This is a genomic window from Cyanobium sp. LEGE 06143 (genome assembly GCF_015207535.1).
Lineage (GTDB): Bacteria > Cyanobacteriota > Cyanobacteriia > PCC-6307 > Cyanobiaceae > NIES-981.
In genome coordinates this window covers 1-25,285 of record NZ_JADEWP010000012.1, presented here as the reverse complement: position 1 = coordinate 25,285, position 25,285 = coordinate 1, and the positions used below count along the sequence as shown (strand labels likewise).

Here is a 25,285-nt window from a genome sequence, read left to right as displayed (position 1 = left end):
CCGTGAGACCCCGGGCCGACCMMAGGNGCCATNNSAGGRTSTSGGYGKNCNGCCCYGGCGKYSSRMYCYGWMGCNGWWGWTRCYGNCYRCGNRCSMYSCRGSRGGCNNCCAGCNGCCCCACCRSCANYSYSSTYSRCARMKKYSWYSGKSTSSAKSGSGGCSANKCGGCGNYSWRAKSGCRSCMGYRSCWGSYGRKGGMYGCYCMGRSGNCCGMSSWGCYSGMSCTKSTNCCSASGGNWGRTNGAGYYKCWGGCNCSYRTCSCCRYGMRGYRCYKCRYGGSGANWSGSGCCWGMRRCTNNCSAYCNTGSSCWCNSAGNRGCYSGMRCKGCKSSGTCSSMKSGGNNCNMKCCANCCANCKGSYGCNGRTNRCSCKYYGATSGCCSCSWYGCMGMCCNTCNNNGMYSCSRAGGSCNNWRTGGMSSWGGKGCNGSTGGGSCWSCTGGNNGSSSKYCGCAKCGSYRTNNRSGCRRCARMTYCCNRCKYCGGGGCAGGCCGCCCAGATCCTCCCATGGCACCTTTGGGGGGGAATTTCAGTGCACCCATGGCTGACCGCCTCGATCTGCAGCAGATGTCCGCCGCTCTGCGGCGTGTGGGCTGGGTACGGTTCTGGACCCAACTGGTGCTCGCCGTGGTGGTGGTGGGGGTGCTGGTGTTCAACAACATCGGCGGACGGCTTGCCGCCGACTCCTCCCGCGCCCTGGGGCTGGGCCCGGGAATCTCCCTCACCACGCTCTCGTTTCTGCTGCTGCTCGGCTGCCTGTGGCAGAGCTGGCTGGTGGTGCGCTGCGGCCGGGCCCTGGCCAGCCCGGTGCGGCCCAGCCGCGGCGAGACCGGCCGGCTGGTGAAACGCGGCCTGCTGATCGATCTGTCCGGCCTGACACTGGCTGCAGTGGGCTACCAGGCCATGGCCGGCAGCCTGTTCGTGCAGGCCTCCCAGCAGGTGCCGGGCTTCTTCGGGGCGCAGTTGCAGGGTCAGGCCGGACGAGGCGGCCGTCTGATCGGCCTGCCGATCACCTCGATCGAAATGTTCTCGGTGCTGGGCAACACCCAGGTGCTGTTCGCTCACCTGATCGGCCTGGGGATCAGCCTCTGGCTGCTGCAGCGGATTTACAGGCCCACCTGAAGCTGGTCATCCCGGGGAAGATCCAGCTGGGGCAGGTCCAGCGTGGCGCCGCGCCAGAACAGCTCCGGCTGCAGGGGCGACAGGGACACCCCGCCGCCGTGAACGTGGGCCACATCCACGGGCCAGTCGGCGGGTCCCGCCACTTTCGCCTCCAGGTCGTTGGCCACCTCCCCCGCCAGCCAGTAGTAGGTGCGGCCGCGGGGGTCGACGCGGCGGTCGAACTGGTCGGTGTAGCGACGCACCGCTGTGCGGCACCAGCGGAGGGGCCCCAGGCTCTCCGCCGGCAGCGGAGGCACATTCAGATTGAGCAGCATGCTGGCGGGCCAGCCTTCGGCCAGCATCGTCTCGGCCACATCGAGGGCGATGGCGGCGGCGGGCACGAACTGGCGCCACTGGAAATCGGCGCTGCTCACCGCCAGCGAGGGCAGGCCCTCGATCGTGCCTTCCATGGCCGCACTCACCGTGCCTGAATAGAGCACATCGGTGCCGAGGTTGGGGCCGTGGTTGATGCCGGAGAGCACCAGATCCGGCCAGCTCTCCAGCAGGGAGAACAGGCCCAGCTTGACGCAGTCGCTGGGGGTGCCGCTGCAGGCCCAGGCGGTCACGCCGTCGTCGAACAGCTCATCGGCCCGTTCGGCCCGGATGGGGGTCTGGAGGGTGAGGCCATGGCCGGTGGCGGAGCGCTCCTGGTCGGGGCACACCACAGTGACCTCATGGCCGCGGGCCACAGCCGCGTTGGCCAGGGTGCGGATGCCATCCGCAAAGACCCCGTCGTCGTTGCTGATCAGGATCCTCAGGGGGGTCATCGGCGCACGTCGGGGCTGCTCCGTACAGTCTCCACCTTGCCCATCGAGCCTGCGAACGCCGTGAGCGCCGCCTCCTCCGCCACCTCCAGCTCCAGCGCCGGCTCGGCCTCCGGCGCCGGCTCAGGCCCTGCCGCGGTCAGCCTGGAGCAGCTCAACGGCCATCTGGAAGCCCTGGAGGCGGAGGCCGCCGCCGCCATCGGCGCCGCCACCAGCGCCAGYGACCTGGAGGATCTGCGGGTGGGCCTGCTGGGCAAGAAAGGCAAGCTCTCCGCCGTGCTCGGGGCCATGGGCCGCCTGCCCGGGGCCGAACGTCCCCTGGTGGGCCAGCGGGCCAACGTGCTCAAGGAACAGCTGCAGGGCCTGCTGGCCCAGCGGCTGGGGGCCGTCAAGGCCGCGGCCATGGCCGAGCGCATCGCCAGGGAAAGCCTCGATGTCACGGCCCCGTGCAGCTACGTGCCGCCCGGCCATCGCCACCCGCTGATCAGCACGATCGAGGAAATCGTGGACGTCTTCTCCGGCCTCGGCTACCGGGTGTCGGAGGGCCCCGAGATCGAGAGCGATTACTACAACTTCACCGCCCTCAACATCCCCGAGCATCACCCCGCCCGGGACATGCAGGACACCTTCTACCTCCAGGACGGCCGCCTGCTGCGCACCCACACCTCGCCGGTGCAGATCCGCCATCTGGAGACCAACCCGCCGCCGGTGCGGGTGATCGCCCCGGGCCGCGTCTACCGCCGCGATGCGGTGGATGCCACCCACTCACCGGTGTTCCACCAGGTGGAGGTGCTGGCCATCGACGAGGGGCTCGACTTCAGCCACCTGCGCGGCACGGTGACGGCCTTCCTGCAGCGCTTTTTCGGCGACCTGCCGGTGCGCTTCCGGGCCAGCTACTTCCCGTTCACCGAGCCGAGCGCCGAGGTGGATGTGCAGTGGCGGGGCCGCTGGCTGGAGGTGATGGGCTGCGGCATGGTGGATCCGGCCGTGCTCACGGGCATGGGCCTTGATCCGGAGCGCTGGAGTGGCTTTGCGGCCGGCCTCGGCGTGGAGCGCTTCTGCATGGTGCGCCACGGGATTGACGACATCCGCCGGCTCTACACCAGTGATCTGCGTTTCCTGGAGCAGTTCTGATCACCAGCGGCTCCGCGCCGGCCGTCAGGCTCAGCGCCCATAAACTCAGGCAGCCCCCTGCCCACCGATCGGTGCCCCGAGTCGGACTGATCGTCAATGACGGCAAACACCTGGCCGTGAAGACGGCGGATGCCATCGAAGCGCGTCTGACGGCCAGCGGTCGCGAGGTGCTGCGGGTGAGCAGCTCCGGCGGCATGGTGGGCTTCGCCAATCCCGACCAGCAGATGCGCGCCAAGGGCTACGCGGCGTGCGTGCCGGCCAGTTTCAGCGAGGAACTGGAGCTGGCGATCGTGCTGGGCGGCGACGGCACGGTGCTCTCGGCCTCCCGCCAGACCGCACCGATCGGCGTACCCATCCTCACGATCAACACCGGCCACCTGGGCTTCCTGGCCGAGGCCTATCTGCACCAGCTGGACGAGGTGCTCGAACAGGTGATCGCCGGCAGCTGGACGGTGGAGGAGCGCACCCTTCAGGTGGTGAGCGTGCTGCGCAGCGAGCAGCGGCGCTGGGAGGTGCTCTGCCTCAACGAGATGGCCCTGCACCGCGAGCCGCTCACCTCGATGTGCCACTTCGAGATCGCCATCGGCCGCCACGCCCCGGTGGACATCGCCGCCGACGGCGTGATCCTTTCCACCCCCACAGGCTCCACGGCCTACGCCCTCTCGGCCGGCGGCCCGGTGATCACGCCCGACTGCCCGGTGCTGCAACTCACGCCGATCGCCCCTCACTCGCTGGCCTCGCGGGCGCTGGTGTTCAGCGACCGGGAACCGGTGACGATCTTCCCGGCCACCCCCGAGCGGCTGATGATGGTGGTCGACGGCAGCGCCGGCTGTTACATCTGGCCGGAAGACCGGGTGCTGATCCGGCGCAGCGAGCATGCGGCCCGCTTCGTGCGCCTCAACGACCACGAGTTCTTCCAGGTGCTGCGCAACAAGCTGGGCTGGGGGCTGCCCCACGTGGCCAAGCCCGGCAACGAGCTCGAGCCCCTCTCCGGCGACGAGCCGATGGCCAGCCGCGAAGGTCGGCCATGACTCCGGCCAGCGTCTGGCTGCTGGGGGCTGAGGCGCAAGCGCTGGGACCGCGGCTGCAGGCCTCGGGCTACGCCCTCTGGCAGCCGCAGAGCTCCGGCAGCGCCGGGCCCGATGTGGTGGTGCTCACGGCCTCCCAGGCGGAGAGGATCCCGGCGTTGCGGCAACGGTTCGGCGCCACCCCCCTGCTGCTCAACATCGGCGAGGACACGGTGGAGGCCCGCGCCCACTGCCTCAGTGCCGGCGCCGACGACTTCTGGCTATCCAGCCTCGGCCCGAGCGATCTGCTGATGCGCCTGCGGCTGCAGCTCAGCCTGCGCCAGAGCCTGGTGGTGCCCACCCAGCTGCTGCAGGTGGCCGACCTGACCCTCAACCCCAGCACCCGCGACGTGCGGCGCGGCCGGCGCCATGTGGCCCTCACGGCGCGGGAATACGCCCTGCTGGTGCTGCTGCTGGAACGGCGAGGCACTGTGGTGAGCCGCGATCAGATCCTGCGCCAGGTGTGGGACGACAACCAGGCCACCAGCAGCAACGTGATCGAGGTGTATGTGCGCTACCTGCGCCAGAAGCTGGAGGAGGGCGGTGCCAGGCGGTTGATCCACACCGTGCGCGGCCAGGGCTATTGCCTCAGCGAGCGGCAGCCGCCTGCGGGAGGGGTCTGATGGGGCTGGCGCGGCGGAGGGGTGTGTCGCGGCTTGTGGGCGGTGCCGGGCTGCTGGCCCTGATCGGGCTCGCGGCGGCGGATCTGGCCTCCAGCCAGCGAACCCTGGCCCAGCCGGCGGAACCACCCCAGACCCTGCCCCTGGAAGCCCGCTGGTGCCTGGAGAGCGAGCGCTGCATCCTGCTGGAGGTGGCCGAAGAACCCCAGGAACAGGCCCTCGGCCTGCAATTGCGGCCGCCATTGCCCCCCCTGCGCGGCATGTGGTTTCCCTTCCCGCAGCCCACGCCGGCCCGGTTCTGGATGCACCGCACCACCGAGCCGCTCGACATGCTGTTCGTGGCCGGCGGCAAGGTGGTGGCCCTGGAAGCGGCCGCCAGCCCCTGCCCGCGCTTGCCCTGCCCCAGCTACGGCCCGGGCGTGCCCGTGGACGGGGTGCTGGAACTGGCGGGAGGTCAGGCGGCGGCCTTAGGCATCCGGGTGGGCACAGCGGTGCGGATCGAGCCCTTCAGGGCCGCTCACCCCTGAGCACCAGCACCGGATTCAGCGGCGCCAGGCGGGTACCCGCCGCCAGCGGCGCCCCTCGCCAGCTCTGGTGCTGAGCCACCGTCACGGCCAGGCCGGCCCGCTCCAGCAGGGGGCGCAGCTCAGCCAGGGCTTCCAGGGTGGCCAGGGGGATCACCACCACACCGCCCGGCCGCAGACGCGGCAGCAGCGCCTGCAGGATCGCCGCACGGTCGCTGCCACCGCCGCCGAGGAGCACCCGATCCGGATCGGGCAGCTGGCTGAACACCGCCGGCGCCCGGCCCTCCAGCACGGTCTGGGGCTGCACCCCCAGGCGCTCGGCGTTCGCCCGGATCAGGGCGGCGGACCCACCCCTGGCCTCCACCGCCCAGAGCTGCAGCTGCGGCCGCAGCCGCAGGGCCTCCAGGCCGATGGAGCCCACCCCGGCGCCGATGTCCCAGAGCAGCCCCGCTGCCGGCAGATTCAGATCGGCCAGCAGCTGGATGCGCACCTCCCGCTTGGTCATCAGGCCGGGGCGATCGGCATGTTGCAGGAAGATCCCATCCGGCAGGCCGAACAGGGGCAGGGTGGCCGGATCGGGGGGCGGCGGTGGTTCAGCAATCAGCAGCACCAGGTGCAGGGGATCCAGGTCTGCCGGTAGGGGAGCGGTGGGAGCCAGCCGCTGCACCCGCTCCTGGGGGTGGCCCAGCCGCTCGCATAGCCACACGGCGTAGGCCGCCTCCAGGCCGGAGGCACGCAGCATCCGGCGCACCTCCTCGGCACCGCCCCGGCCGGGGTCAGTGAGCACCGCCAGGGCGGCGGGCCGCTTCTGCAGCGCCGCTGCCAGGGGTTGGGGGTCCCGGCCGTGGAGGCTGATCCAGCTGGCGTCCTGCCAGGGACGGCCGAGGCGGGCGAAGGCCAGCTGCAGGGAGCTGGGGGCGGGCTGAAACCGAAGCTGGTCGGGGCTGAAGTGCTGCAGCAGCAGCCGGCCGATGCCGAACCAGAGCGGATCGCCGCTGGCCAGCAGCACGGCCGACCGGCCGGCTGCCAGGGCCTGCTCCAGAGGCCCATGGATCAACTCCGGTCTGTCGCTGGCCAGGAGTTCAGGGCCTTCCGCTCCCGCTGGGATCCGGCCAGCCGCCTGCTCCTGCTGCCACCAGGGGGCCAGGTCGGCCAGCAGCCGCGCCGGAGCCAGCACCAGCCGAGCCCTCCGCAGCAGCACCAGGCTGCTGGGGGCCAAGCCGGCCACACCGGCGGCGTCGGTGCCGATCACCTCCAGCACGCCGCGCTGCGTCGCGGCCGGCTCGCGGCCGTCAGTTGCTACCAGCTCGCTGCCCAGGGTGTCCATGGCCATTGGAGCCATGATGCTGAAGCAACCAGGGCTCTTTGCGACCATGCCGGCGCTGCCCGCGCTCCAGGATGTCGTCGGTGGAGCACCTGGCCAACAGGCTCGATAGAGAGGGTGGCCGGCTCAGCGGAAATCTCCTGGACAACACACGATCAGCGCCGCCGTTCCCGCCAGATCTCCTGCACAAACGGGTCGGAGACGCCGTAGAGGCCGTGGCCCAGCCGCATCAGCACGTTATCGGCGAGGAGTTCGTTCACCACCGGCTGAATCTCCTCCACCCGCACCTCCCGGCCAATCGCTTCGCCATAGGCCGCAGCGGCCTCCGCTGAGAACAGGCCCTTGGCAGGGCCCACCTCCAGGGCCACCCGATCGAAGATCGCCGTGGCCAGCCCGCCGAGCTGTTCCACCTTCTGCAGCTCCAGGTCAGCGGCAGTGCCGCGCAGAGTGGCGGCAATCACCGGCAACAGCTGATCAGGCTCCAGACCAGAGCTGCTGCTGGCCTGGAGTTGGCCCAGGGCCCGCAGAAACTCTTCGGGGCGGTGGCCCAGGGTCTGGAAGGCCCCACAGGCGATCGCTTCCGACGGCAGCAGCTTCCCGTCTTCCGCTCGCAGGCGCTGCAGCACATGGCGCACATACTCCAGATCCAGTACGGGGTAGGGCAGCGAGGTGGCACCGGCGAACGCCTGGTTCCGCCTTGCCGTGAGCTCGCCCACCAAGGCCCTGTGGGAGCCGGTGCCGAGAAACAGGAAGTGCCCCCGCGTACCGGGTCTGGGATTGATGGCGTCTCGGGCGGCTTTGAGGGCCAGCAACATATGATGGCCCTCTTCGGTGGTGATGGCCTGCTGCACCTCGTCCACGATCAGCACCACATCACCGTTTGCCTGGTCCACCACTTCGGTGAGGGCCTGGGCCAGGGTCGCTCCGCCCGGTTCGCCCAGCTGCTCCAACTGAAACCCGAAGCGAAAGCCCATCCCAGCGAGATCCAGCCCCCTGAGCCGGCTCAACCTGGCCAGCGGCGTCGAGGCTGGTGTCAGCCAAGGATTTGAGGGATTTACGCAAGTCTCTTAATTATGGCTGAGCCATAAATCCCCATAAGCTGCCGCCGGGCCGGCGCCCAGATCGACAACCGGTGGCGGTCGGTCGTTGATCGGCGAGCCTTGATGCCGGCTTGTCGCCGCCTCTCGAACGCGAACTGCAAACCCTGGCCCTGGAGCGCTCCGCCATCACCCTTGATGCCCTGGTTGAGCAGCAAGACACCAGCCATCTGTGACACGCAGGGTCCACTTCCCTTCCGTTGCTGCCCAGGGCCGTGATCAGCAGGGGGAGGGCTACGACGGAATCGCAACTGCCGCAGCGACAGATCATCGAGGGCCTGGTCGAGGCGAGCCAGGGTGAGCCGATCAAGATCGGCCCCGGAGAGGGTGACTTCACGATCGGCGGCGGGCAAACCGTGGTTGGCCACTCTGGTCTGGACGGTCATGGCTGAACAGAGCGCTCTTCCAGCCTGGCTTCCAGCTCCTGCACGGCGGCCTGATCGTGGGCGTGGGCGCTGAAGTTGCGGTGGAGAATCACCGCCATCCAGAGATCGCCATCGCGGATTAATCCCTGGGCAAAGGCTTCTCGGGTGGTGTCGCGGGAACCCCACGTCAATCTGGTTGACCGCCCCTCAACCAGATTGTCGTCGGACAGCTGAGCCCGCCTGACCAGGCAAAACGGCGAATACCCTCTGAGAAGGTTGCTTCATCGTCAGGCTGCGGCCGGCACATCACAAACCAGCGATAGTTTCCGCTTCCGGGGGGCACCCAGGGCCAAAAGAAACTGTAGCCAGCAGACTAAAAGGACAAAAAGAAGCTCCTGGAGCTTCTCGAGGTTCATGACGAGCACATTAAATGCAATGTCAGAACCCTGGGACGTGGCGAGCTTCTCGCGGATCAGATTCAGTCCGAACCGCCTTTTGCCCTGACCTATCTGGCCCTCGACAGCATTGCGTTGTCGCTGATCTGCAAGAAACTGGTTCTTCTCTTCGGCCAGCAACTTTGGATCGCTCTTGGGGCGACCGTGGCGAGGACCACTCAAACGAATTCCATGACGCTGGCAGAAGGCTCGGTTGGACCGCGTTCGATAGATCTGATCAGCGCAGATCACTTTTCGGTAGTGACCATAGCGTCGCCGATAGGCTTTTGCCTAGGCCTTCAGGTCCTCTCCTTCGTTGTAAGGGTCGAAACTCAGCCGATCGATGAAGGTAAACCCATCACCAGTGACTGAGATGGAAATCTTGGCTCCGAACTCAACATTGCTGCTGGCCTTGCCACGCACGATGGGCCTGATGTGAGCTTGGTAGAGKCTGACGATTCAATCAGGGATGCTTCTGCTGTCTGAATGATACAGAATCTTTTGCTGACGCACCAGTTCACTGACCACCAGCAGCTTGTGGTACCAACGCCGCCCTACCGCCAGAAGGGAGCCACCACAAGCGATCAGGGTATCAATACTGGCCAGATTCCGCTCCAGATGGCCCAGCTGCTGCTGAATGGCCTTGCGGATCTTGGCAATGCGAGGTCGCTTCTTCATGGCCACCGCCATAAACTGCCGTCTGGCTTTCTTGCGATGTGTTCGCGGCTTATCGCCAAAGAATTCTCTGACCTGAGGATGCATCGCATCAATCAGCTTCTCCGTGACCTCCCTGGCCTCATTGAGCAGAGAGAGGTCCGATGGGTATCGGATATCGGCTGGGACGCACGTGGCGTCAATCAAAAGGGTGCCCTGGTTGGAAGATGCTTTGTCAGAGCCGGGCTGCGCGGGCTGATCACTGCTGGGCATACCACTGTCGTTACCATCATCCTCATCGGCCTCCGATTCAGCGGATCGAATGACATTAAAGCCATGGCGGACGATCCTCTCGTTGCAGTCGTTGATGACTGATTCCGGGCAACCGCTTGCGAAAATAGACCATCATCGATGGATCAAACGGGGCCGAATACTGGTAGGCCTCTAGACCGATGAAGAATTGGAGATAGGGATTTTCCTTGATCTGCTCCACCAGTTCTTCGTCGGTGAGGCCCAGGCGAGTCTTGATGATCAATGCGCCGAGCGCCATTATGAATGGCTTGGCGGGTGCTCCAAAGCCCTTGCAGAACTGCGACGCGTAGTCATCTTCCAGATCTTCCCAGGGGATGAGTTCGGCCAACTTGATCCAGCGATTATCGCCAGAGAGCTTGCCGCCTAATGGCAGGAAGAAATCCTCAAACGAGAGCTGACAACGAGGCCCACGTCGATACATGTGGAAAACCCAAGGCAGCTTTTCGGCGGAAATCAGACGATTTGCGCACATTCTACCGGCGAGAATCGCTCAGATCCACTGCAGCGCAGAGTTTCTGTCCTTTCTCAGGAGGCCCCAAGTCAATAGGGGTCACGCTACCCAGGAGTAACTTCAGCCCTGCAGCCAAATAGTCAACGGTCTATACAGTTCCTCGGGGGCTGGCCAGGCTGCTCTGACCAGGAGACGCACTCGACACCCGGCTCTAAGCAACTCTCGTGACGGAGGTCTAGGGGGATTACCCTATTACAAACCGGAGCTGGTTTTCCTACTTTAGTAATCTTCCATGTCTCACGTTTAGAACTTGGGAGCCGAACAGGAGACATGTCGGCACGTTCATGAAAGATCTGATGTGGCGACCTGACCTTTCCTTCTGCGTGGAGGGCTTCGTTGCAGATAGTCTCGTCAGCACAATTCTTTTCCGCCCGAATCACGTATTGCCCCGGTCGCTTGGTGCTGGGCTTAACCATCCATGTAAATGGGTACCCAAACTGGATCCCAGCAAGTGGAGGGCCGCTAGACTGACCTATGCCAGACAATATGCCTCCACACCACTCCATTTCGGGACAGCGATAAGCACTATAGATTCTATAGTGATCTTTCCGATGTAGGACTGGCCGTATCTGCCAGAAGTATGGTGTGTCCCAATTGTGCTTCTGAATAAGAAAAGCATAGGCTTCTGCTTTGTCATCGTTCGCCAAGTCTACAGCCAAATCAGCGTTGCAAAAATCCCCACCTGGACAGTCCATGTCGGATTGAATTCGATAATATCCATTAAAGGCGGGCTTCGGCGTTCTGCGAACAGTTTCTTTCTTGACGTCAAATACAAGTGATTGGCGGCATGATGAAACTCGATCCTTCCAAGTTCTGTTTGCGTCAGTTGGATCCGTAGATAGACAATATCCTTTGCCCCCGTCTCGGCCAAAGCGGATGGTCTTCGATTGTGTGCTTGTAGACTTCAAGTTCTGACCCTGAGCTGCCACCCTTGCATCACTAGAAGATCCACCTAGGTCTTCTTCATAGGTAGACCAAGACTTAAAGTAGACCTCGTCCATCCAGAAAGCATCTTCTCCACTCGTAGACAATGTGAAATGAGTAACCTCTGAATGTACCCCTTCATGACGTCCACGAAGCTTGTCCCAAAAGCTTTTCGTATCAGACAGCTTGTAAGTTGCGTCCTTCAAGGAGTTACAGCTTGGGACGGCAATAACAGGCCCCTTGACAATACGATCATCGCTATAGAAGGTTGCTGTAATTGTATTTTTTGTTCCTTCATTCTCCATAGTTGAATCATAGCAGTCTATGCGTATCTCAGCATTAGTTTCGACAAGGCGTTTTTCGGCTTGTGCTGGCTGACCGACAATGCCAAGAAGAATGGTAATACATGCAGCGCTTATAAACCTAATATCAATAGATTTGATACTCAGCAGAAAATAATACACGATTTTTCTCATATTAAAGTACATACGTATTATACTTGCACAGAAATGTTCCGCGCAGGGTCGGCTTGGTCGAATGCTTGCCATTCGTAATACTGGCGGGGGTGTTGGCAGTGTTGTTGGGGGCAAGTGCTGGGCTGCTCCGATTACGAACATGCAAGCTCCGCAAGAAGCTGGCCAGAATGTTTGTTGGCTCTGACGGAGGTATCGGTGGCATTGCCTTGGAAGGTACTGATTGACAGGATCAAACTCTTTTATCCATGAACGAACGAGAAGGGAGGCCGGTCTCGTCCCCGCTGGTAACTATGCTCATACCTCCGCCAGAAAGGTTGTCGCCTGTCCATCCCGGCCATTTCAGCTACCAGGGGGCCTAATTAGGGCCTCCTGACAAAGCTGAGCGCACCTGACCCGGCAAAAACAGCAATGTCCTTCTGCGCGTGTTGCTTAACCCTCAGGCTGCTACCGGTTGATCGAAACCATCGCCATTTCTCTGCTCGAGCCTGCACTATGGTCCATATAAAGCTGTAGCCAGCAGGCCAAAAGGGAAAGAAGCTCGAAGAGTTTCTCGAGGTTCATGACGAACACATTCAACGCAATGGCGGATCCCTGGGTTCTGGCGAGCTTCTCGCGGATCAGATCCAATCCATACCGTCGTTTACCCTGTCCGAGCTTACCCTCCACGGCATTGCGTTGCCGCTGATCATCAAGAAACTGCTTCTTTTCTTCGGCTCGCAACTGTAGATCGCTCTTGGGGTCAGGGCTGATTCAAAGTGYGTCACAGGYGSCCTGGTCGGGGCTGTCAGCATGGGTTGAGGTCAGCGGAATCGCGCTCTTCCTGTGCCCGAAACCGCTCTTCCCGCCACTGATCTCRACCTGATCAGCTTTCTCAAGGCGATTCCGGACGCGCGGATGCGGCGCGGGATCCGTATTCCGGCCTGGTATCTGCTGCTGGTGGCGTTGCTGGGAATCCTGAGCCGTTGCCAGAGCCTGCGGGATCTGGAGCGCTTTGCCATTCGCCACCACAGCGTGCTGTGCGAGGCACTGGGCATCGAACTCAGGCGTCCGCCCTCCGATTCCGCCTTCCGCTACTTCTTTCGCCAGGTGGACGTGGCGGCTCTCTGCGCTGCGATCCGCGACTGGACGATCGCCCAGATCCCAGATGGTGCAGCCGATCTCGATCAGCTGATCTGTGACGGCAAGACGCTGAGGGGCTCGATCGAGCCCACGCCCGGTGGCGGCTCGGCATTCATTGCCCAGGTGACGCTCTACTCCGCCGCCCTGGGTGTGGCGTACTGCTTCGCAGAAGCCTGACGGCTACAGCCAGGCCTGCTACGCCACCGGCGAGAACCATGAGCGGGCGGTCCTCAAACAGCTGCTCGGTGAGATGGATCTGGACGGTGTACTGATCCAGGCGGATGCACCTCATACCCAGCGCCCGTTTGTCAACTCCTCCAGGAGCAGGGGGCCGACTTCCTGCTGACCGTCAAAGCTGTCAAGCGACATCCGGAATTGGTCCTCCGGCGACACGAAATCTGGCCCACCCTGTGGGGCTTGAACCCCAGCTTGTTGACGCCGTAGCCGGCGCCGGTAGGTCTTGCTCATCAGTCGTTGGGTATGTGGATGGGGGTGGATCGGGAGGAACGGGATGCTCATGGGCCCCCTCCGTCCCCACTGGCGGGGACGGTGCTCACCGCACTGCTGCTCTTGATCAGACCGGAGCGGCGCTTCTCGCGCAGGCGGTAGCTGTCGCCCCGAACGGTGAGCACATGGCTGTGGTGCAACAGCCGATCGAGGATCGCGGTGGCAACGACCTGATCGCCGAACACCTCGCCCCATTCCATGACGGGGCGGTTGGAGGTGATCAGGACGCTGCCGCGCTCGTAGCGGCGGGAAATTAGTTGGAAAAACAGGTGTGCCGCATCGGGCTCCAGTGGCAGGTAGCCCAGCTCGTCAATGATCAGCAGCTTGCTCTTGCCGTACTGGCTCAGCCGGCTCTCCAGCGCCGTCTGGTTATGGGCCCGGGCGAGAGTGGAGATCAGCTCCATCGCCGAGACGTACTGAACGGTGTAGCCCTTGCTCACCGCCTCTCGGCCCAGAGCGACCGCCAGGTGGGTCTTGCCTACTCCAGGCGGACCGAGCAGCAGCAGGGTGTCGCCGTTGGCCACCCAGCGACAGGTGGCAAGTTCCCGGATCTGGCCCGGATCGAGCGAGGGCTGGGCCTCGTACTCGAACCCTTCCAGGGTCCGCACGAACGGGAACTTGGCGATGCTCATCGCCATCGCGATTCGCCGCTGGTCCTTGCGGGCGATCTCCGCCGCACACAGCCAGGTCAACGCCTCACGCAGGTTCAGCTCCTTGCGGGCCGCTTCCTCAAGCAGGTTGTCGAGCTGATCCCGAATAGCAGTCAGTCGCAGGCGGCTGAGCATGTCGTCGAGATCCTCGATGGGGACAGGCGGCATCGTGGCCATCGGCTGCAGGCGACGATCTGGTTGACCGGTTTTGGCGAGGCTCATGCCGCCACCTCCTCGCCCACCTCGGCGGCATAGACCGCCAGTGAGCGGGCCAGTTCTGAGCTGCGCATCACGCCGGTCCGCCGCCGCGTTCCGCCCCCACAGGGCGGGGACGCGGCTGAGGCGGACCCAACGCAGCTGGCGCCATCGGCTGAGGGCAGTGACCGTTCGGCCAAGTCCTGCTGCGGCGCTGGCACCAGACCATCCTAGTGCCCCCGCAGCACGGAGCGATGGCGCCGATTGGCCACCACGCGCTCATGTCGGGCGACGACACGGCCGCCATAGCGGATCAGCACTTGCTGATCCCGCAGCAGAACACTCACCCGCTGCTTGAGCAGCTTCCAGGGGACGCTGTACCAGTTGCCCTCCACCTCGACGCAGGCGTCGTTGTGGACCACCCGCACCAGCTCCCGCTCCGCCAGGAACGACGGCTTATGGGGCAACGGCTGCAGGGCAGTTGCCTCCTCCCGCTGGAAACGCACCAGCGGCTGTTCACCGGTCGTTCCGTGGATGCGAACGTCGGCCACCTCCCGGCTCCAGTGCTCCAGGTGCGCTTCCAGCGCCTGCCAGCTGGCGAACTCCCGGCCGGCCACCGCATTCGTCTTGACGTAGCCGACGCCGCGCTCGTCCTTCCCCTTGGTCCTGGCCCGGTAGGGCCGGCAGGCTTTGGGAAGGAATCCCCAGTAGCGGGCAAAGGCATCGAGCCGTTCGTTGAACACCAGCACCTGGCAAGACGGATCGTGCTCCTTGACCAGGGCACGGGCGTTGTCGAACAACACTTCGGCCGGCACGCCCCGCCAGTGGCGGAAGGCCTCCTCCATGGTGAGTAACCAGTTGGCCTGGCGCTCATGCCGGTAGGCCCGCACCACCAGCCGCCGCGAGTAGCCCAGGGTCAGCACGCACAGGTGCACCTTGACCCTCTCGCTGGCGATGCAGCTGTAGGTCTCACCGAAATCGGCCTGCAGCTGCTTACCGGGAGGCGTCTCAAACCGGACTGTCGCCAGCACTGCAGCCCGCAGCTCCTGCCGCCACTGCCCCACCGCCCGCTCCACGGTGCGCAGTGACACGGCGATGCCCTTCTCGCTGGCCAGCTCCTGGCGCACCACATCGGCATTGCCTTTGTGGGCAAGGAACAGCTCCCTGAGCCAGTCGCACTGCCCATCGAGAACGCCGATCCGCCGGGGTTTGCCGTAGGCCTCCCAGCCTCCCTGCCGCCGGTACTTACGGACGGTTTCAGGCGAGCAGCCCAGCTCCTTGGCGATCCGCCTGCGGCCCCACCCAGCTGCGGTGAGGCCAAGGATCATCTGGACATCCTCTGGTGTTTCCAACGCCGCATCCCGGGAGCTCTGCTCCAGAGGTGACAGCACCGCGGTCATGGCGCTGGGCCTGGTCAGTGGCTCGCAGAGGGGGGCCAGATTTCGTGTCGCATCTGGACCAGTTTTCGCTGTCGCCTGACAAAAGCCAACCAGCGCACCCTGCACCGCCAGATTGCCAGCCAGTTCCAGGGAAAGCGCGCGATCCCTTTTGTGGCAACGGATCATGAGATCAGCCACGGTCGCGACATCACCTGGACGCTGCGGGCAAAGGAGGCACCGCAGCACATCCGCGAGAGCTGGGTGGGCACCAGCTGGATTGTGGAGATGACCGCTACCGGCACCAGAGAAGGCAAGCCGNTTCAGGCCATCCACCTGTTTCTCACCAGCCTGCGCACCACCCCAGAAGCCCTGCTGCAACTGGTGCGAGATCGCTGGAGCATTGAGGGCTGGCTGGCACTGGATCCGTGACACCCAGCTCCCTGAGGTTGCCCACCGCTACCGCGGCAATGGCGCTGGGGTGATGGCCACGCTGCGTACGGCAGCGCTCAACCTGTTGCGGCTGGATGGGTTTCGGTCAATCCGCGCTGGGATGCAGGCCGTGATGCACGACATCAGGGCGCTGATGGCAATGGCGATGCGTCAGCCAGAGCCAAACCCATGCTGATACTTTGAATCAGCCCTGGGTGTGGCGCTTGCGTTTCATGCTGCTTCCCATGACCAACTCTGGCCGGTAGGGAAGCTCTCACAAGGGGGCTGGTTCAGTTTCTGGGGTCCACGTCAGCTACAACCATCCAACAACAAGGTAACCCCATACAATGGAAGTCAAAGTCCGATTGAAAGAGTTCCGCATTGCCGAGATCCCAAATCCTATCCTCTCAATACTCTAATCGCTCACGCCGCACCCTCTGGACACCGCTTTCTGTCGTTGTCGCAACCGCTTCCCTTGTCTTGGCTTCAGCCTCTGAGGTGTTTGCGGTTCCATCGCCGATTGAAGACAAGGGGCTACGACCTAACAAGCATGAACGATCACACGATCAGGCCGGCCAACCAGGTCAGCAGTCTCTTGACGGGTTCAACCGAATCGTTGTCAGTGACTTGCCTGCTGCTGCTATGACCAGGCCCTGGACCCTGCAGGGGCAAGGCGATTCAGCACGATTGGTTGACTGCGAGGAGTGCGGCGACGACATCGGTGCAGAACTTGCGTGCCAGAGACACGGAAGGCCGGCTCTGTTGAGCCTGTTCTGGGCTGCTGTTGATAGTGATGAACCATTGGACGGGCCGTTGCGCATCCGCGTGGCAGATCAGACATTTGAACGCAAAGCCATCACCACATTGGTTGGCATGCTGGGCCAGGTGCCTCAGTTAGAAATCGCTCCGGAGGATGCCTTGTTGGACGTGATGAGCGATGGCACGTCAATGACAGTACGTTTTTCGGATCTGGAGACAACTATTGGTCTCAATGGCTTTGCCACTGCTCTAGAGAAGTTTGATCGTGCCTGTTCCTTGAGGACACGCCTGTCTCATACTAATGATGCTGGTTATCTTGACCATCTCAAAGACTCTCCTAGTCCTTATGCGATCATAGATCAGAACGTCTGGTTGCTCTCCGAGTCAATGGACATGGACACGGGCAACAGCGTTGCAAGGTTGAGCTATGGGAAGCCTGAGACTGATGCCATCGCGTTTCAAGCACTGTGCTCCAGTCCCGATTCCAATCCGTTGATCACGATTGTTGCGCTCGTGGCCATTGGCGATGCACCAGAAGAGGGAGAAAGCACCGAACTTGTGGTCATTCAGGACGATGCAGAGCTGCGTCTGCCCGGTCAGATCTCCTCAGGTTTGAATACGTATCCAGGAGTTCTCACCACTGTGGATCATCGCCACGCTCTCTGGGAGTTGCTTCAAGGCCAAGGCTCGGTGAGCTTCAGGCGAGCTGGAGGCAAGAGCCTGTCGATACCCTCCTCGGGGACAAACTCTGTTGTGGGGCGATTTCTGCGTCGCTGCTCGAGGTACCCCAATCAAACCTGAATCTTCCTAATGATTGATCCAAACTCGTTTGTATCCCACGGCATTACCAAGAGAACTCAAGTCTTGGCTTGCAAGCTGACACATAACCCCTCCACGTACGGGTGGCATCAGTAGCATCGGTTGAAAGGCAATAGCCATTGAAGCCATCTCCCTCTTTCAAGAGGAGTACTCGGCCATTCCTAGAGATGTGCAGCTTATCTATGAAGAAGGCATCGTTTCCGCTGGTCACTATGGCCACATGGGTCAGAGTGCTTGGCGAAATCACAGTAATGGTTTGATCTTGTCTGGCGCAAGCTACATTGCTAAGCTGATCAAAGGCAAGTGAGTTAACCATTGAGTTGCCGGCCCATAACTCAATGGTAAGGCGATCACGTGTGCCTTCATTCTCGATGCTACTAAGCCTACAATCAATGGTTACGAGGTACTTGTTGGGCTGCTTTCGGTTCAGAGCCGCTTGAGTTTCCTCGAAGTTTCTTAGGTGGCAGGCTCGATCACAGACATTAGCCTCAATCGTGCCCCAATTAGGATCACCGCCTTCAAAACTGGGGAGTTCACTGCTATTGGGTGAATAGCGCACTCTCTGCAGCAGGTCGTCCTTTCCCCTAAGGCCCGCATCTGCATCCCATGCCTCGATGACAATTTTGCTGCTCGGGTCATTCCCAAAACTCAAGTCGCCTATGCCAAAGTTGTGTGACTGCCCTGACGTTAGGGTTATGGATTTTGTCTCGCGAAGGAGCATGCGCGTATTGCCCTTGACAACGTAGATCTTCAGGTAGACATCGTCTCCGCCAACCTCGTCTTGGCTGCGGACTGTAACCTTCTTGATGCTGATACTGGGTGTATCGTCAAATAGCAAGGCTGATACTGGCAATGGGCCGACAAGCAAGCCGACACAAGCCAAAGGGAAGAGTTTGCGAAGCAAGGAAAAGCGCATCTCAGCGGAAAACCAAGGAAAGACCAAATAATGGAATAGATCCACTGAGAGCCGGTGACTCTCAAAAAAGGTGTCACTTCTTGCCTGTCGCTCGGGCGTCTTCAACTAAGCATAGCGCCTTGATCGGTTCGGGCTGCTCTGTTGGCTTGTTGATCCTCACTTCTTGGGGCTGACTCCAGCTGCAGGTGGTTCGGCTCGAACCTTCTAGATGGGCTTGCCGGGCGTTCTAGGTGTGCTTTCTCACCAAGTCATTCAGCGATCTGCAGCTGGAGCGACTGACGGGGCGTGATGCCTCCCAGGACCATGTGGCACCTGCGACCGTTATTGATCCCGATATACCGGCACAGCCACTGGTTGCGCTCCTCGGAGGTCTGGAAGGACATTCCGTAGGCCCATTTCTCCAGCAGGGTGCGGATGAATCGCTCCGCCTTGCCATTGGTGTGGGGTGTGTACGGCCTGGTGCGGATTGGCTTGAGATCCAGGGCCCTGCAGGCTTTTCGCCACTCGCCGGATCGGTAGGCCGAACCGTTGTCCGAGAGGATCCGCTTGCAGGTGATGCCCTGATCGGAGAACCAGCCCACTGCTCGGGCCAGGAAGCCCACGGTGGTGGCCTTCTTCTCGTCTGGGAGCAGCTCGACGTAAGCCAGCCGGGTGGCGTCATCAATGGCCACGTGGACCTTCTCATAGCCGGCACCACGGGAGGAGCCCAGCCCCCGATCGCCGGTGATTCGGTGCCCCACCTGGCGGAACCGCGCCAGCTGTTTGGTGTCGACGTGGATCATCTCGCCGGGCCGCTGCCACTGGTAGCGGCGCACCGGTGGCCTGGGCTCCAGGTTCCGGAGACGGCCCAGGCCGACCGCCTTGAGCACCCTGCCCACGGTGGAGAGGGGCGCCTGCAGCGAACGGGCGATGCGGCGCAGGGCGCAGCGCTGGTGCCGTAGGTCCACCGCGTGCTGCAGTCTCTGCGGATCGAGCGTCCGCCGTTGGCTACGGCGAACGCTCCGTCGATCCGCCAATGCCGCTGGACATCCTTCACGGAACCGGCCCAGCCACTTGTAGGCGGTGCGCAGGCTGATTCCCGCAGCGGCAGCAAGGGCCTTGAGCGGCACGCCCTCATCGAGGTGTCGACGAATCAGGCGTTGTCGACTGATCAGTGTCAGTCGCGCATTGGGGTGGCTATGCATGGGAGGTGAGGTCTTGGGGCGGGCGGTGACACCCCGACCCTGGCGACCTCACACCCCCTTGTCAGCTGAACAACCTGGTGGGACTACACACCCCACGCCAGAGCGCGGCGGTCATTGGCGAACCGCTGGATCCAGCAATTGTCAGCCTCCGGCATGGCCCCCGGGGTAAAGAAGCCAGGACTCTCGGATTCAGGCTCCCCACTGGCGTGGGGCGCGATGATGGCCAACTGAGCCTTCACCGCCCCGGCATGAGCGACCGCCGCCAGCGCATCCACGAGCTGGTGCTCACCCTGCTGGCCCAGCAGCAGGACCTGGAACTGCTCAGTGGCGACAGCACAGCCCTGCCCAGCGGTGATCCCGGCAACTGGATCGAGCGCAACCGGCGCGTCGTGCAGCGCTACCAGGCCCTGGTGCGCTCCGCCGTCACCCTCGATGCCCTCATCGACCAGGAAGACACCGGCCATCTCTGACAAGCTGGCCCCACTTCCCTCCGCTCCATGGCGCGCCTCGGACTCTCCACCCTCAAGACCCTGCTGCAGGGCCGGGGGGCCGGGGCACCGGGCAACCCACCGCCGGCCAGCTGGTCGCGGCCCTTCGGCCTGGGCTGGGAGCAGCCCTACACGGTGCGCTACGCCAGCAACCTCGATGACGGCCCCAACCACGGCATGCCCCTCGGGGGCTTCGGCGCCGGCTGTCTCGGCCGCGCCCCCGATGGCAGCTTCAACCTCTGGAACCTCGATGGCGGTGAGCACTGGTTCGGCTGCCTGCCCGACTGCCAGTTCGCCCTCTACGAGAGCGATGGCGACAGCAGCCGCGCCCACGCCCTGGCCGTGGCCCCCGGGGCCGATGCCTCCCGCCCGGAGGCCGGAGCGCCCCTGACGGCCTGGAGCTGGTATCCGGCCAGCTCCAGCGAGCGCAGCACCGGCACCTACGCCGCCCGCTATCCGCTCAGCTGGACGAGCTACACGGGGGTGTTCGCCGCCCAGGTGGGCTGCGAGGCCTTCAGTCCGATCCTGCCGGGCGACTACCAGCGCAGCAGCTATCCGGTGGCGGTGTTCCGCTGGAGCCTCAGCAACCCCAGCCGCCGCCCCCTCGATCTCTCGTTGCTGCTGAGCTGGCGCAACACCACCGGCTGGTTCACCAACACCGACCCCACAGCAGCCGTCAAGTTCCGCGACGACGGCAGCCCCGAGCACAACTACCTGCCCGCCATCGGCCGCAGCGAGGGTCAGCGCAACCGCTGGGTCGACGACGGGGCGCTCAAGGGCGTGCTGCTGGAGGGCCAGGTCGCCGACCCGATCGCCGAGGGGCAGGGCCAGTGGTGCATCGCCACCGATGCCGGCCTGGAGCAGCGTCACCCAGGGCTGCGCATCCAGCGCTGCAGCCGCTGGAACCCCGCCGGTGACGGCGCTGAGCTGTGGGAGCCCTTTGAGCGCGATGGCTCGATTCCCGACAGCAACAACGACCGCCGCAGCGGGGCGAACGACCCCGCCAGCGCCGCCCTGGCCGTGCAGCTGCGGCTCGAACCGGGCGAAACGATCGAGATCCCGGTGGTGATCAGCTGGGACCTGCCCGTGACGGCCTTCGCCACCGGCAGCTCGGCCCTGCGGCGCTACACCGACCACTTCGGGGCCAGCGGCGCCAACGCCGCGGCCATCGCCGCCGAGGCCCTGCGCGACTGGGGTGGCTGGCTGGAGCAGATCGAGGCCTGGCAGCGGCCGGTGCTGGAGCGCACCGACCTGCCGGAGCCGCTGCGCATGGCCCTGTTCAACGAGCTCTACGACCTGGCCTCCGGCGGCAGCCTCTGGAGCGCCGCCAGCCCCGAGGATCCCGTGGGCCGCTTCGGGGTGCTGGAGTGCCTCGACTACGCCTGGTACGAGAGCCTCGATGTGCGGCTCTACGGCTCCTTCGCCCTGCTGCAGCTGTGGCCGGAGCTCGACAAGAGCGTGCTGCGCAGCTTCGCCCGGGCCATCCCGGCGGCCGATGCGACGGCCCGGCCGATCGGCTGGTATTTCACTCAGGGCAAGGGCCGGGTGGAGGCCCCCCGCAAGCTGGCCGGCGCCACCCCCCACGACCTGGGCGCCCCCAACGAGCGCCCCTGGGACGCCACCAACTACACCGCCTACCAGGACTGCAACCTCTGGAAAGACCTGGCCAGCGACTTCGTGCTGCAGGTGTGGCGCACCTTCCGCCTCGCCCCCGGCGGCGAAGACCTGCGCTTCCTGGCCGACTGCTGGCCGGCGGCGGTGCAGGCCCTGCAATACCTCAAGAGCTTCGATGCCAACGACGACGGCCTGCCCGACAACGGCGGCGCGCCTGACCAGACCTTTGACGACTGGCCGCTCAAAGGGGTGAGCGCCTACTGCGGCGCCCTCTGGATCGCCGCCCTGGAGGCGGCCCTGGCCATGGGGCAGCGGCTGCAGCTGGAGCTGGGGCTCGACACCTCCAGCCAGCAGCGGCAGTTCAGCAGCTGGCTGGAGCAGTCGCGCGCCAATTTCGATCGGCTGCTCTGGAATGGCGAGTACTACAACATCGATGCCGAGAGCGGCACGCCGGTGGTGATGGCCGACCAGCTCTGCGGCGACTTCTACGCCCGCCTGCTGGGTCTGCCTCCGGTGGTGGCCGACGAGCGGGCCCGCAGTGCCCTGCAGGCGGTGAAGGAGGCCTGCTTCGAGGGCTTCGCCGGCGGCAGGCTGGGCGTGGCCAACGGCCTGCGCCGCGATGGCACCCCGCTCGATCCCAACGGCACCCACCCCCTGGAGGTGTGGACCGGCATCAACTTCGGTCTGGCTGCCTACTACCGGCTGATGGGCGAGCAGGCCACAGCGCTGGCGATCACCGGCGCCGTGGTGGAGCAGGTGTACAGCGGCGGCCTCCAGTTCCGCACGCCGGAGGCGATCACCGCCGTGAACACCTTCCGGGCCTGCCACTACCTGCGGGCGATGGCGATCTGGGCCCTGTGGGCCACCCACACCAACTGGCAGCCGATCCCCGGTGCCGAGCGGGAGGCGCTGGCATGAGCGGCGTCGTCAGCCTCGTGCTCGCCCTGCTGCTGGGCCTGGCTGGCGGGGCGCCGGCCCTGGCCCAGGTGGACGCCCACCCGGATGAGAACGGCGTGCCCGTGGTGCGCAGCCTCGAGAGCCTGCGCGACCTCGACTACCAGAGCTGGCAGCTGGTGGCCTACCGCCAGGGCCGCCCCGGCGGTCCGCTGCGGCTGCGGGTGGTGGGCTACCCCGGCAGGGTGCGCCTGAATCACCCCACGGCCTTGCTGGTGCGCAGCGGCCGCAACAGCTGGGAGCTCGGCGACCTCACCCTGGACAACCCCCAGCTGGCGGCCGATGGCCGCGATGCCGCCGCCGAGTTCGATCTGGCGCCGCTGCTGGCCGATCTGCAGCAGGATCGGCCCCTGCGGCTGCAGCTGCCCGGCGTGTTCGTGGAGTTGCCGGTGCCGCCCTTCGTGGTGGCGGAATGGCGCAGCCTGTCCAGCGCCCCCCTGGGATGACGGCCCGGCAGCGGGCCTGGCGCCCCTGGATGCAGCGGGCCCTGCAGCTGGCAGCCCTGGGCGCCGGCCGCACCAGCCCCAATCCGATGGTGGGCTGCGTGGTGCTGGATGCACAGGGCCAGCTGGTGGGGGAGGGCTTCCATGCCAGGGCCGGCGGGCCCCATGCCGAGGTGGGCGCCCTGGCCCAGGCGGGCGAAAGAGCCCGGGGCGGCACCGCCGTGGTGAGCCTGGAGCCCTGCTGCCACCACGGCCGCACGCCGCCCTGCACTGAGGCGCTGCTGGCGGCGGGCCTGGCCCGGGTGGTGGTGGCGATGGCCGACCCCAATCCCCAGGTGGCCGGCGGCGGCCTGCAGCAGCTGCGCCAGGCGGGGCTGGAGGTGATTGAGGGCGTCTGCGAAGCCGAGGCGCGGGAGCTGAACCGGGCCTTTCTGCACCGGCTCAGCCACGGCCGCCCCCTCGGCATTCTCAAGTGGGCCATGGGGGTGGACGGCCKCACCGCCCTGGCCAATGGGGCCAGCCAATGGATCACAGGACCTGAGGCCCGCGGCTGGGTGCATGGCCTGCGGGCCCGCTGTGACGCCGTGATCGKGGGCGGCGGCACCGTGCGGGCCGACGATCCCCTGCTCACCTCCCGCGGGCGGCGCCGGCCGGAGCCGCTGCGGGTGGTGATCAGCCGCAGCCTCGATCTGCCCAGGCAGGCCAGGCTCTGGGACACCAACGCAGCCCCCACCCTGGTGGCCCACGGCTACGGCGCCCCGGCCCGCAGACGCTTTCAGCTCGACCGGCTCGGCATCGAGCGGCTGGTGCTGGAGCAGTGCGAGCCCCAGGCCCTGCTGGAGCACCTGGCGCGGCGGGGCTGCAACCAGGTGCTGTGGGAATKCGGCGCCGAGCTGGCCAGCGCCGCCCTGCATCAGCAGTGCGTGCAGGAGCTGGCGGCACTGATCGCCCCCAAAGTGATGGGCGGCACCCCGGCCCACACCCCCCTGGGGGATCTGGGGTTCACTGGCATGGAGCAGGTGCCCAGCTGGCAGACCAGCGCCCCCCGCGGCCTGGGGCCCGATCTGTTGTGGCGCCTGCGCAGTCCGAAGAGCTGATCGCCATGTCCCCCTCCACCGCTGCCGCTGCGGCTCTGCCCTTCAACCTGCAGCTGCTGCTGGCGGGGCTGCTGCTGGCCGCGGCGCTGTGGCTGGTGCTCGACCAGCTGGCCCGCCGCTTCCGCAGCGACTCCCTCTGGCGCGCCCTGCTGCTGCTGAGCAAGCTCAGCCTCTGCCTCACCCTGGCCCTCGGCACAGTCCTCTGGTGGGCCGCCGGCCTGGCCGCTCCGGATCTGCTGGCCCAGGCCCGGGGCGGCGTCGTCCTGCGGGATGGCCTGATCGCGCTGGGGGTGTTCTGGACCCTGCTGCGCTGGAAGGCTGAACTCAGCGGCAAGGCCGAGCGCTACGCCGGCCAGTTGCTGCCACAGCTGGACGGCAAAGACCGGATGTTCCTGTTCGACGTGCTCACCAAGCTGCTGAGCATCCTGATCTGGGTGCTGCTCAGCTTCCAGGTGCTGCAGATGTTTGGGGTGTCGCCGTCGGTGCTGATCACGGCCGGGGGCTTCGGGGCGGCGGCCCTGGGCTTCGGGGCCCGCACGATCGTGGAGAACGCCCTCAGCGGCCTGAGCATCTACATCAACCGGCCCTTCACGATCGGCGAAACGATCAGCCTGCCCCAGCTCTCCCTGCTGGGCACCGTGGAGAACGTGAGCTGGTTCTACACCCGCCTGCGCGATCCCGACCGGCAGCGCATCTATGTGCCGAACGGCGTGTTCACCACCCAGCCGGTGCAGAACGTGGCCGAGATCGACAGCCGGCGCCTGGTGATTCCCTTCGGCCTCAGCTACGGCGACCGCCACCTGATTCCGGCCATCTGCTCAGCCCTGCAGGAGCGGGTGCTCGAGGTGGAGGGTGTGGATCGCGCCAAGGACCACCTGGTGCACTTCATCGGCTACGGCGACTCGAGCCTGGACCTGCGCCTGATCTGCTTCGCCCTTAGCGGCGACATCAAGGTGGCCTGGGCCGTGCAGCACCGGGTGCTGCTGCTGATCGGTGCGGTGGTGGCCGAGCACGGCGGCGGCATGCCCTTCCCCACCCGCACCCTCATCTCAGCTCCGGGTGGGCAGGATCTCCCTTGAACGGGCCCTGCAGCCAGGGCAGGATCCAGCCGCCGTAGAAGCCGCCGGGCTGGGGCTGCACCGGCTCGCCATCCACCCAGCAGCCGTCCATCAGGGCCGGATAGAGAGAAAACCAGCCCGCCAGGGCGCTGAAGCGCTCGGTGGGCTGGGGATAGCTCCACAGGGCGCGGCTCAGCCGGCGCTCCTGCGGGCCACCGTCATCCCGCAGCAGATCCCAGTAGCTGGCCACCCCCTTCCACTCGCAGAAGGAGCGGCCGGAGCCGGGCCGCAGCCATGCGCTGCGC

The 25,285-nt window shown here is 65.1% G+C and carries 23 protein-coding genes and 2 pseudogenes; 13 read left to right on the top strand and 12 right to left on the bottom strand.

Annotated features, from left to right (window positions below; all coding sequences use genetic code 11):
- Positions 1–542: 542 nt before the first annotated feature.
- Positions 543–1,124, top strand: a complete 582-nt coding sequence (locus IQ216_RS02075) for a DUF3611 family protein (protein ID WP_186699018.1) — start codon at positions 543–545, stop codon at positions 1,122–1,124.
- Here IQ216_RS02075 and surE read toward each other — a convergent pair.
- The gene (gene surE / locus IQ216_RS02070; RefSeq protein WP_193814123.1) at positions 1,109–1,930 is read right to left on the bottom strand and encodes a 5'/3'-nucleotidase SurE; all 822 of its coding nucleotides are present in this window, start codon (positions 1,928–1,930) and stop codon (positions 1,109–1,111) included. The two genes, IQ216_RS02075 and surE, sit on opposite strands and share 16 nt — an antisense overlap.
- Before the next feature lie 141 nt (positions 1,931–2,071).
- Here surE and pheS point away from each other — a divergent pair, with 141 nt between their 5' ends.
- The 4 genes from pheS to IQ216_RS02050 all read left to right on the top strand — a co-directional run bounded on the left by pheS (position 2,072) and on the right by IQ216_RS02050 (position 5,275).
- Positions 2,072–3,061: a phenylalanine--tRNA ligase subunit alpha gene (gene pheS / locus IQ216_RS02065; protein ID WP_228007030.1), complete on the top strand. Its 990-nt coding sequence runs from the start codon at positions 2,072–2,074 to the stop codon at positions 3,059–3,061.
- 71 nt (positions 3,062–3,132) lie between these two features.
- Positions 3,133–4,092, top strand: a complete 960-nt coding sequence (locus IQ216_RS02060) for an NAD(+) kinase (protein ID WP_193814121.1) — start codon at positions 3,133–3,135, stop codon at positions 4,090–4,092.
- Positions 4,089–4,751: a winged helix family transcriptional regulator gene (locus tag IQ216_RS02055; protein ID WP_186699010.1), complete on the top strand. Its 663-nt coding sequence runs from the start codon at positions 4,089–4,091 to the stop codon at positions 4,749–4,751. The genes IQ216_RS02060 and IQ216_RS02055 overlap by 4 nt, the downstream gene beginning before the upstream one ends.
- Positions 4,751–5,275: a DUF192 domain-containing protein gene (locus IQ216_RS02050; protein ID WP_193814120.1), complete on the top strand. Its 525-nt coding sequence runs from the start codon at positions 4,751–4,753 to the stop codon at positions 5,273–5,275. The genes IQ216_RS02055 and IQ216_RS02050 overlap by 1 nt, the downstream gene beginning before the upstream one ends.
- Here IQ216_RS02050 and cbiE read toward each other — a convergent pair.
- The 5 genes and pseudogenes from cbiE to IQ216_RS02025 all read right to left on the bottom strand — a co-directional run.
- A complete protein-coding gene (cbiE, locus tag IQ216_RS02045) occupies positions 5,256–6,533 on the bottom strand; it encodes a precorrin-6y C5,15-methyltransferase (decarboxylating) subunit CbiE (protein WP_370566566.1) in 1,278 nt (425 codons plus the stop codon). The two genes, IQ216_RS02050 and cbiE, sit on opposite strands and share 20 nt — an antisense overlap.
- Positions 6,534–6,751: 218 nt before the next feature.
- Complete coding sequence (locus IQ216_RS02040) at positions 6,752–7,570, bottom strand: ATP-binding protein (protein ID WP_193814119.1); 819 nt, start codon at positions 7,568–7,570, stop codon at positions 6,752–6,754.
- A 505-nt stretch (positions 7,571–8,075) separates the two neighbouring features.
- Positions 8,076–8,249 carry a nucleotidyltransferase substrate binding protein gene (locus tag IQ216_RS02035; RefSeq protein WP_193814118.1) on the bottom strand — a complete coding sequence of 58 codons (174 nt, stop codon included), beginning with the start codon at positions 8,247–8,249 and terminating at the stop codon, positions 8,076–8,078.
- A 96-nt stretch (positions 8,250–8,345) separates the two neighbouring features.
- Positions 8,346–9,879: pseudogene (locus IQ216_RS02030) on the bottom strand (IS5 family transposase).
- A gap of 2,014 nt (positions 9,880–11,893) precedes the next feature.
- Positions 11,894–12,107, bottom strand: a pseudogene (locus IQ216_RS02025) (transposase); the annotation flags it as partial.
- A gap of 84 nt (positions 12,108–12,191) precedes the next feature.
- Here IQ216_RS02025 and IQ216_RS02020 point away from each other — a divergent pair.
- A complete protein-coding gene (locus IQ216_RS02020; protein WP_193814116.1) occupies positions 12,192–12,665 on the top strand; it encodes a transposase family protein in 474 nt (157 codons plus the stop codon).
- Positions 12,666–13,003: 338 nt separating this feature from the next.
- On the opposite strand, the gene istB is transcribed toward IQ216_RS02020, so the two are convergent.
- Genes istB through istA form a run of 3 tightly spaced genes read right to left on the bottom strand, consistent with a single transcriptional unit; the run spans position 13,004 to position 15,240 of the window.
- On the bottom strand, positions 13,004–13,813 hold the full coding sequence (istB, locus tag IQ216_RS02015; RefSeq protein ID WP_193814115.1) for an IS21-like element helper ATPase IstB: 810 nt from the start codon (positions 13,811–13,813) through the stop codon (positions 13,004–13,006).
- A 50-nt stretch (positions 13,814–13,863) separates the two neighbouring features.
- A complete protein-coding gene (locus IQ216_RS14050) occupies positions 13,864–14,040 on the bottom strand; it encodes a hypothetical protein (protein WP_228007026.1) in 177 nt (58 codons plus the stop codon).
- A gap of 30 nt (positions 14,041–14,070) precedes the next feature.
- On the bottom strand, positions 14,071–15,240 hold the full coding sequence (gene istA, locus IQ216_RS02010; protein WP_228007025.1) for an IS21 family transposase: 1,170 nt from the start codon (positions 15,238–15,240) through the stop codon (positions 14,071–14,073).
- Between the two features lie 460 nt (positions 15,241–15,700).
- On the opposite strand from istA, the gene IQ216_RS14045 reads away from it, so the two are divergent.
- Positions 15,701–15,844 (top strand): hypothetical protein, encoded by a 144-nt coding sequence (locus IQ216_RS14045; RefSeq protein ID WP_228007024.1) that lies wholly within the window; start codon positions 15,701–15,703, stop codon positions 15,842–15,844.
- A gap of 566 nt (positions 15,845–16,410) precedes the next feature.
- Positions 16,411–17,208 (top strand): hypothetical protein, encoded by a 798-nt coding sequence (locus IQ216_RS02000; protein ID WP_193814114.1) that lies wholly within the window; start codon positions 16,411–16,413, stop codon positions 17,206–17,208.
- Positions 17,209–17,251: 43 nt separating this feature from the next.
- Here IQ216_RS02000 and IQ216_RS01995 read toward each other — a convergent pair whose 3' ends face one another.
- Positions 17,252–18,142, bottom strand: coding sequence for a hypothetical protein (locus tag IQ216_RS01995; protein ID WP_193814113.1), 891 nt, complete (start codon positions 18,140–18,142; stop codon positions 17,252–17,254).
- Positions 18,143–18,390: 248 nt separating this feature from the next.
- A complete protein-coding gene (locus tag IQ216_RS01990; protein WP_193814112.1) occupies positions 18,391–19,326 on the bottom strand; it encodes an IS481 family transposase in 936 nt (311 codons plus the stop codon).
- 248 nt (positions 19,327–19,574) lie between these two features.
- On the opposite strand from IQ216_RS01990, the gene IQ216_RS01985 reads away from it, so the two are divergent.
- Genes IQ216_RS01985 through IQ216_RS01965 form a run of 5 tightly spaced genes read left to right on the top strand, consistent with a single transcriptional unit; the run spans position 19,575 to position 25,001 of the window.
- Entirely contained in the window at positions 19,575–19,796 is a 222-nt protein-coding gene (locus IQ216_RS01985) for a hypothetical protein (protein WP_186699004.1), read from the top strand.
- A 27-nt stretch (positions 19,797–19,823) separates the two neighbouring features.
- Positions 19,824–22,346 carry a GH116 family glycosyl hydrolase gene (locus IQ216_RS01980; RefSeq protein ID WP_186699002.1) on the top strand — a complete coding sequence of 841 codons (2,523 nt, stop codon included), beginning with the start codon at positions 19,824–19,826 and terminating at the stop codon, positions 22,344–22,346.
- Positions 22,343–22,828 carry a DUF3122 domain-containing protein gene (locus tag IQ216_RS01975; RefSeq protein ID WP_193814111.1) on the top strand — a complete coding sequence of 162 codons (486 nt, stop codon included), beginning with the start codon at positions 22,343–22,345 and terminating at the stop codon, positions 22,826–22,828. Before IQ216_RS01980 ends, IQ216_RS01975 begins: the two co-directional genes overlap by 4 nt.
- Positions 22,825–23,922 (top strand): bifunctional diaminohydroxyphosphoribosylaminopyrimidine deaminase/5-amino-6-(5-phosphoribosylamino)uracil reductase RibD, encoded by a 1,098-nt coding sequence (ribD, locus tag IQ216_RS01970; protein ID WP_228007023.1) that lies wholly within the window; start codon positions 22,825–22,827, stop codon positions 23,920–23,922. Before IQ216_RS01975 ends, ribD begins: the two co-directional genes overlap by 4 nt.
- A 5-nt stretch (positions 23,923–23,927) precedes the next feature.
- On the top strand, positions 23,928–25,001 hold the full coding sequence (locus IQ216_RS01965) for a mechanosensitive ion channel family protein (RefSeq protein WP_193814110.1): 1,074 nt from the start codon (positions 23,928–23,930) through the stop codon (positions 24,999–25,001).
- Here the strand turns inward: IQ216_RS01965 and IQ216_RS01960 are convergent.
- A partial coding sequence (locus IQ216_RS01960; RefSeq protein WP_193814109.1) for a DUF427 domain-containing protein occupies positions 24,967–25,285 on the bottom strand: 319 nt, incomplete at its 5' end. The two genes, IQ216_RS01965 and IQ216_RS01960, sit on opposite strands and share 35 nt — an antisense overlap.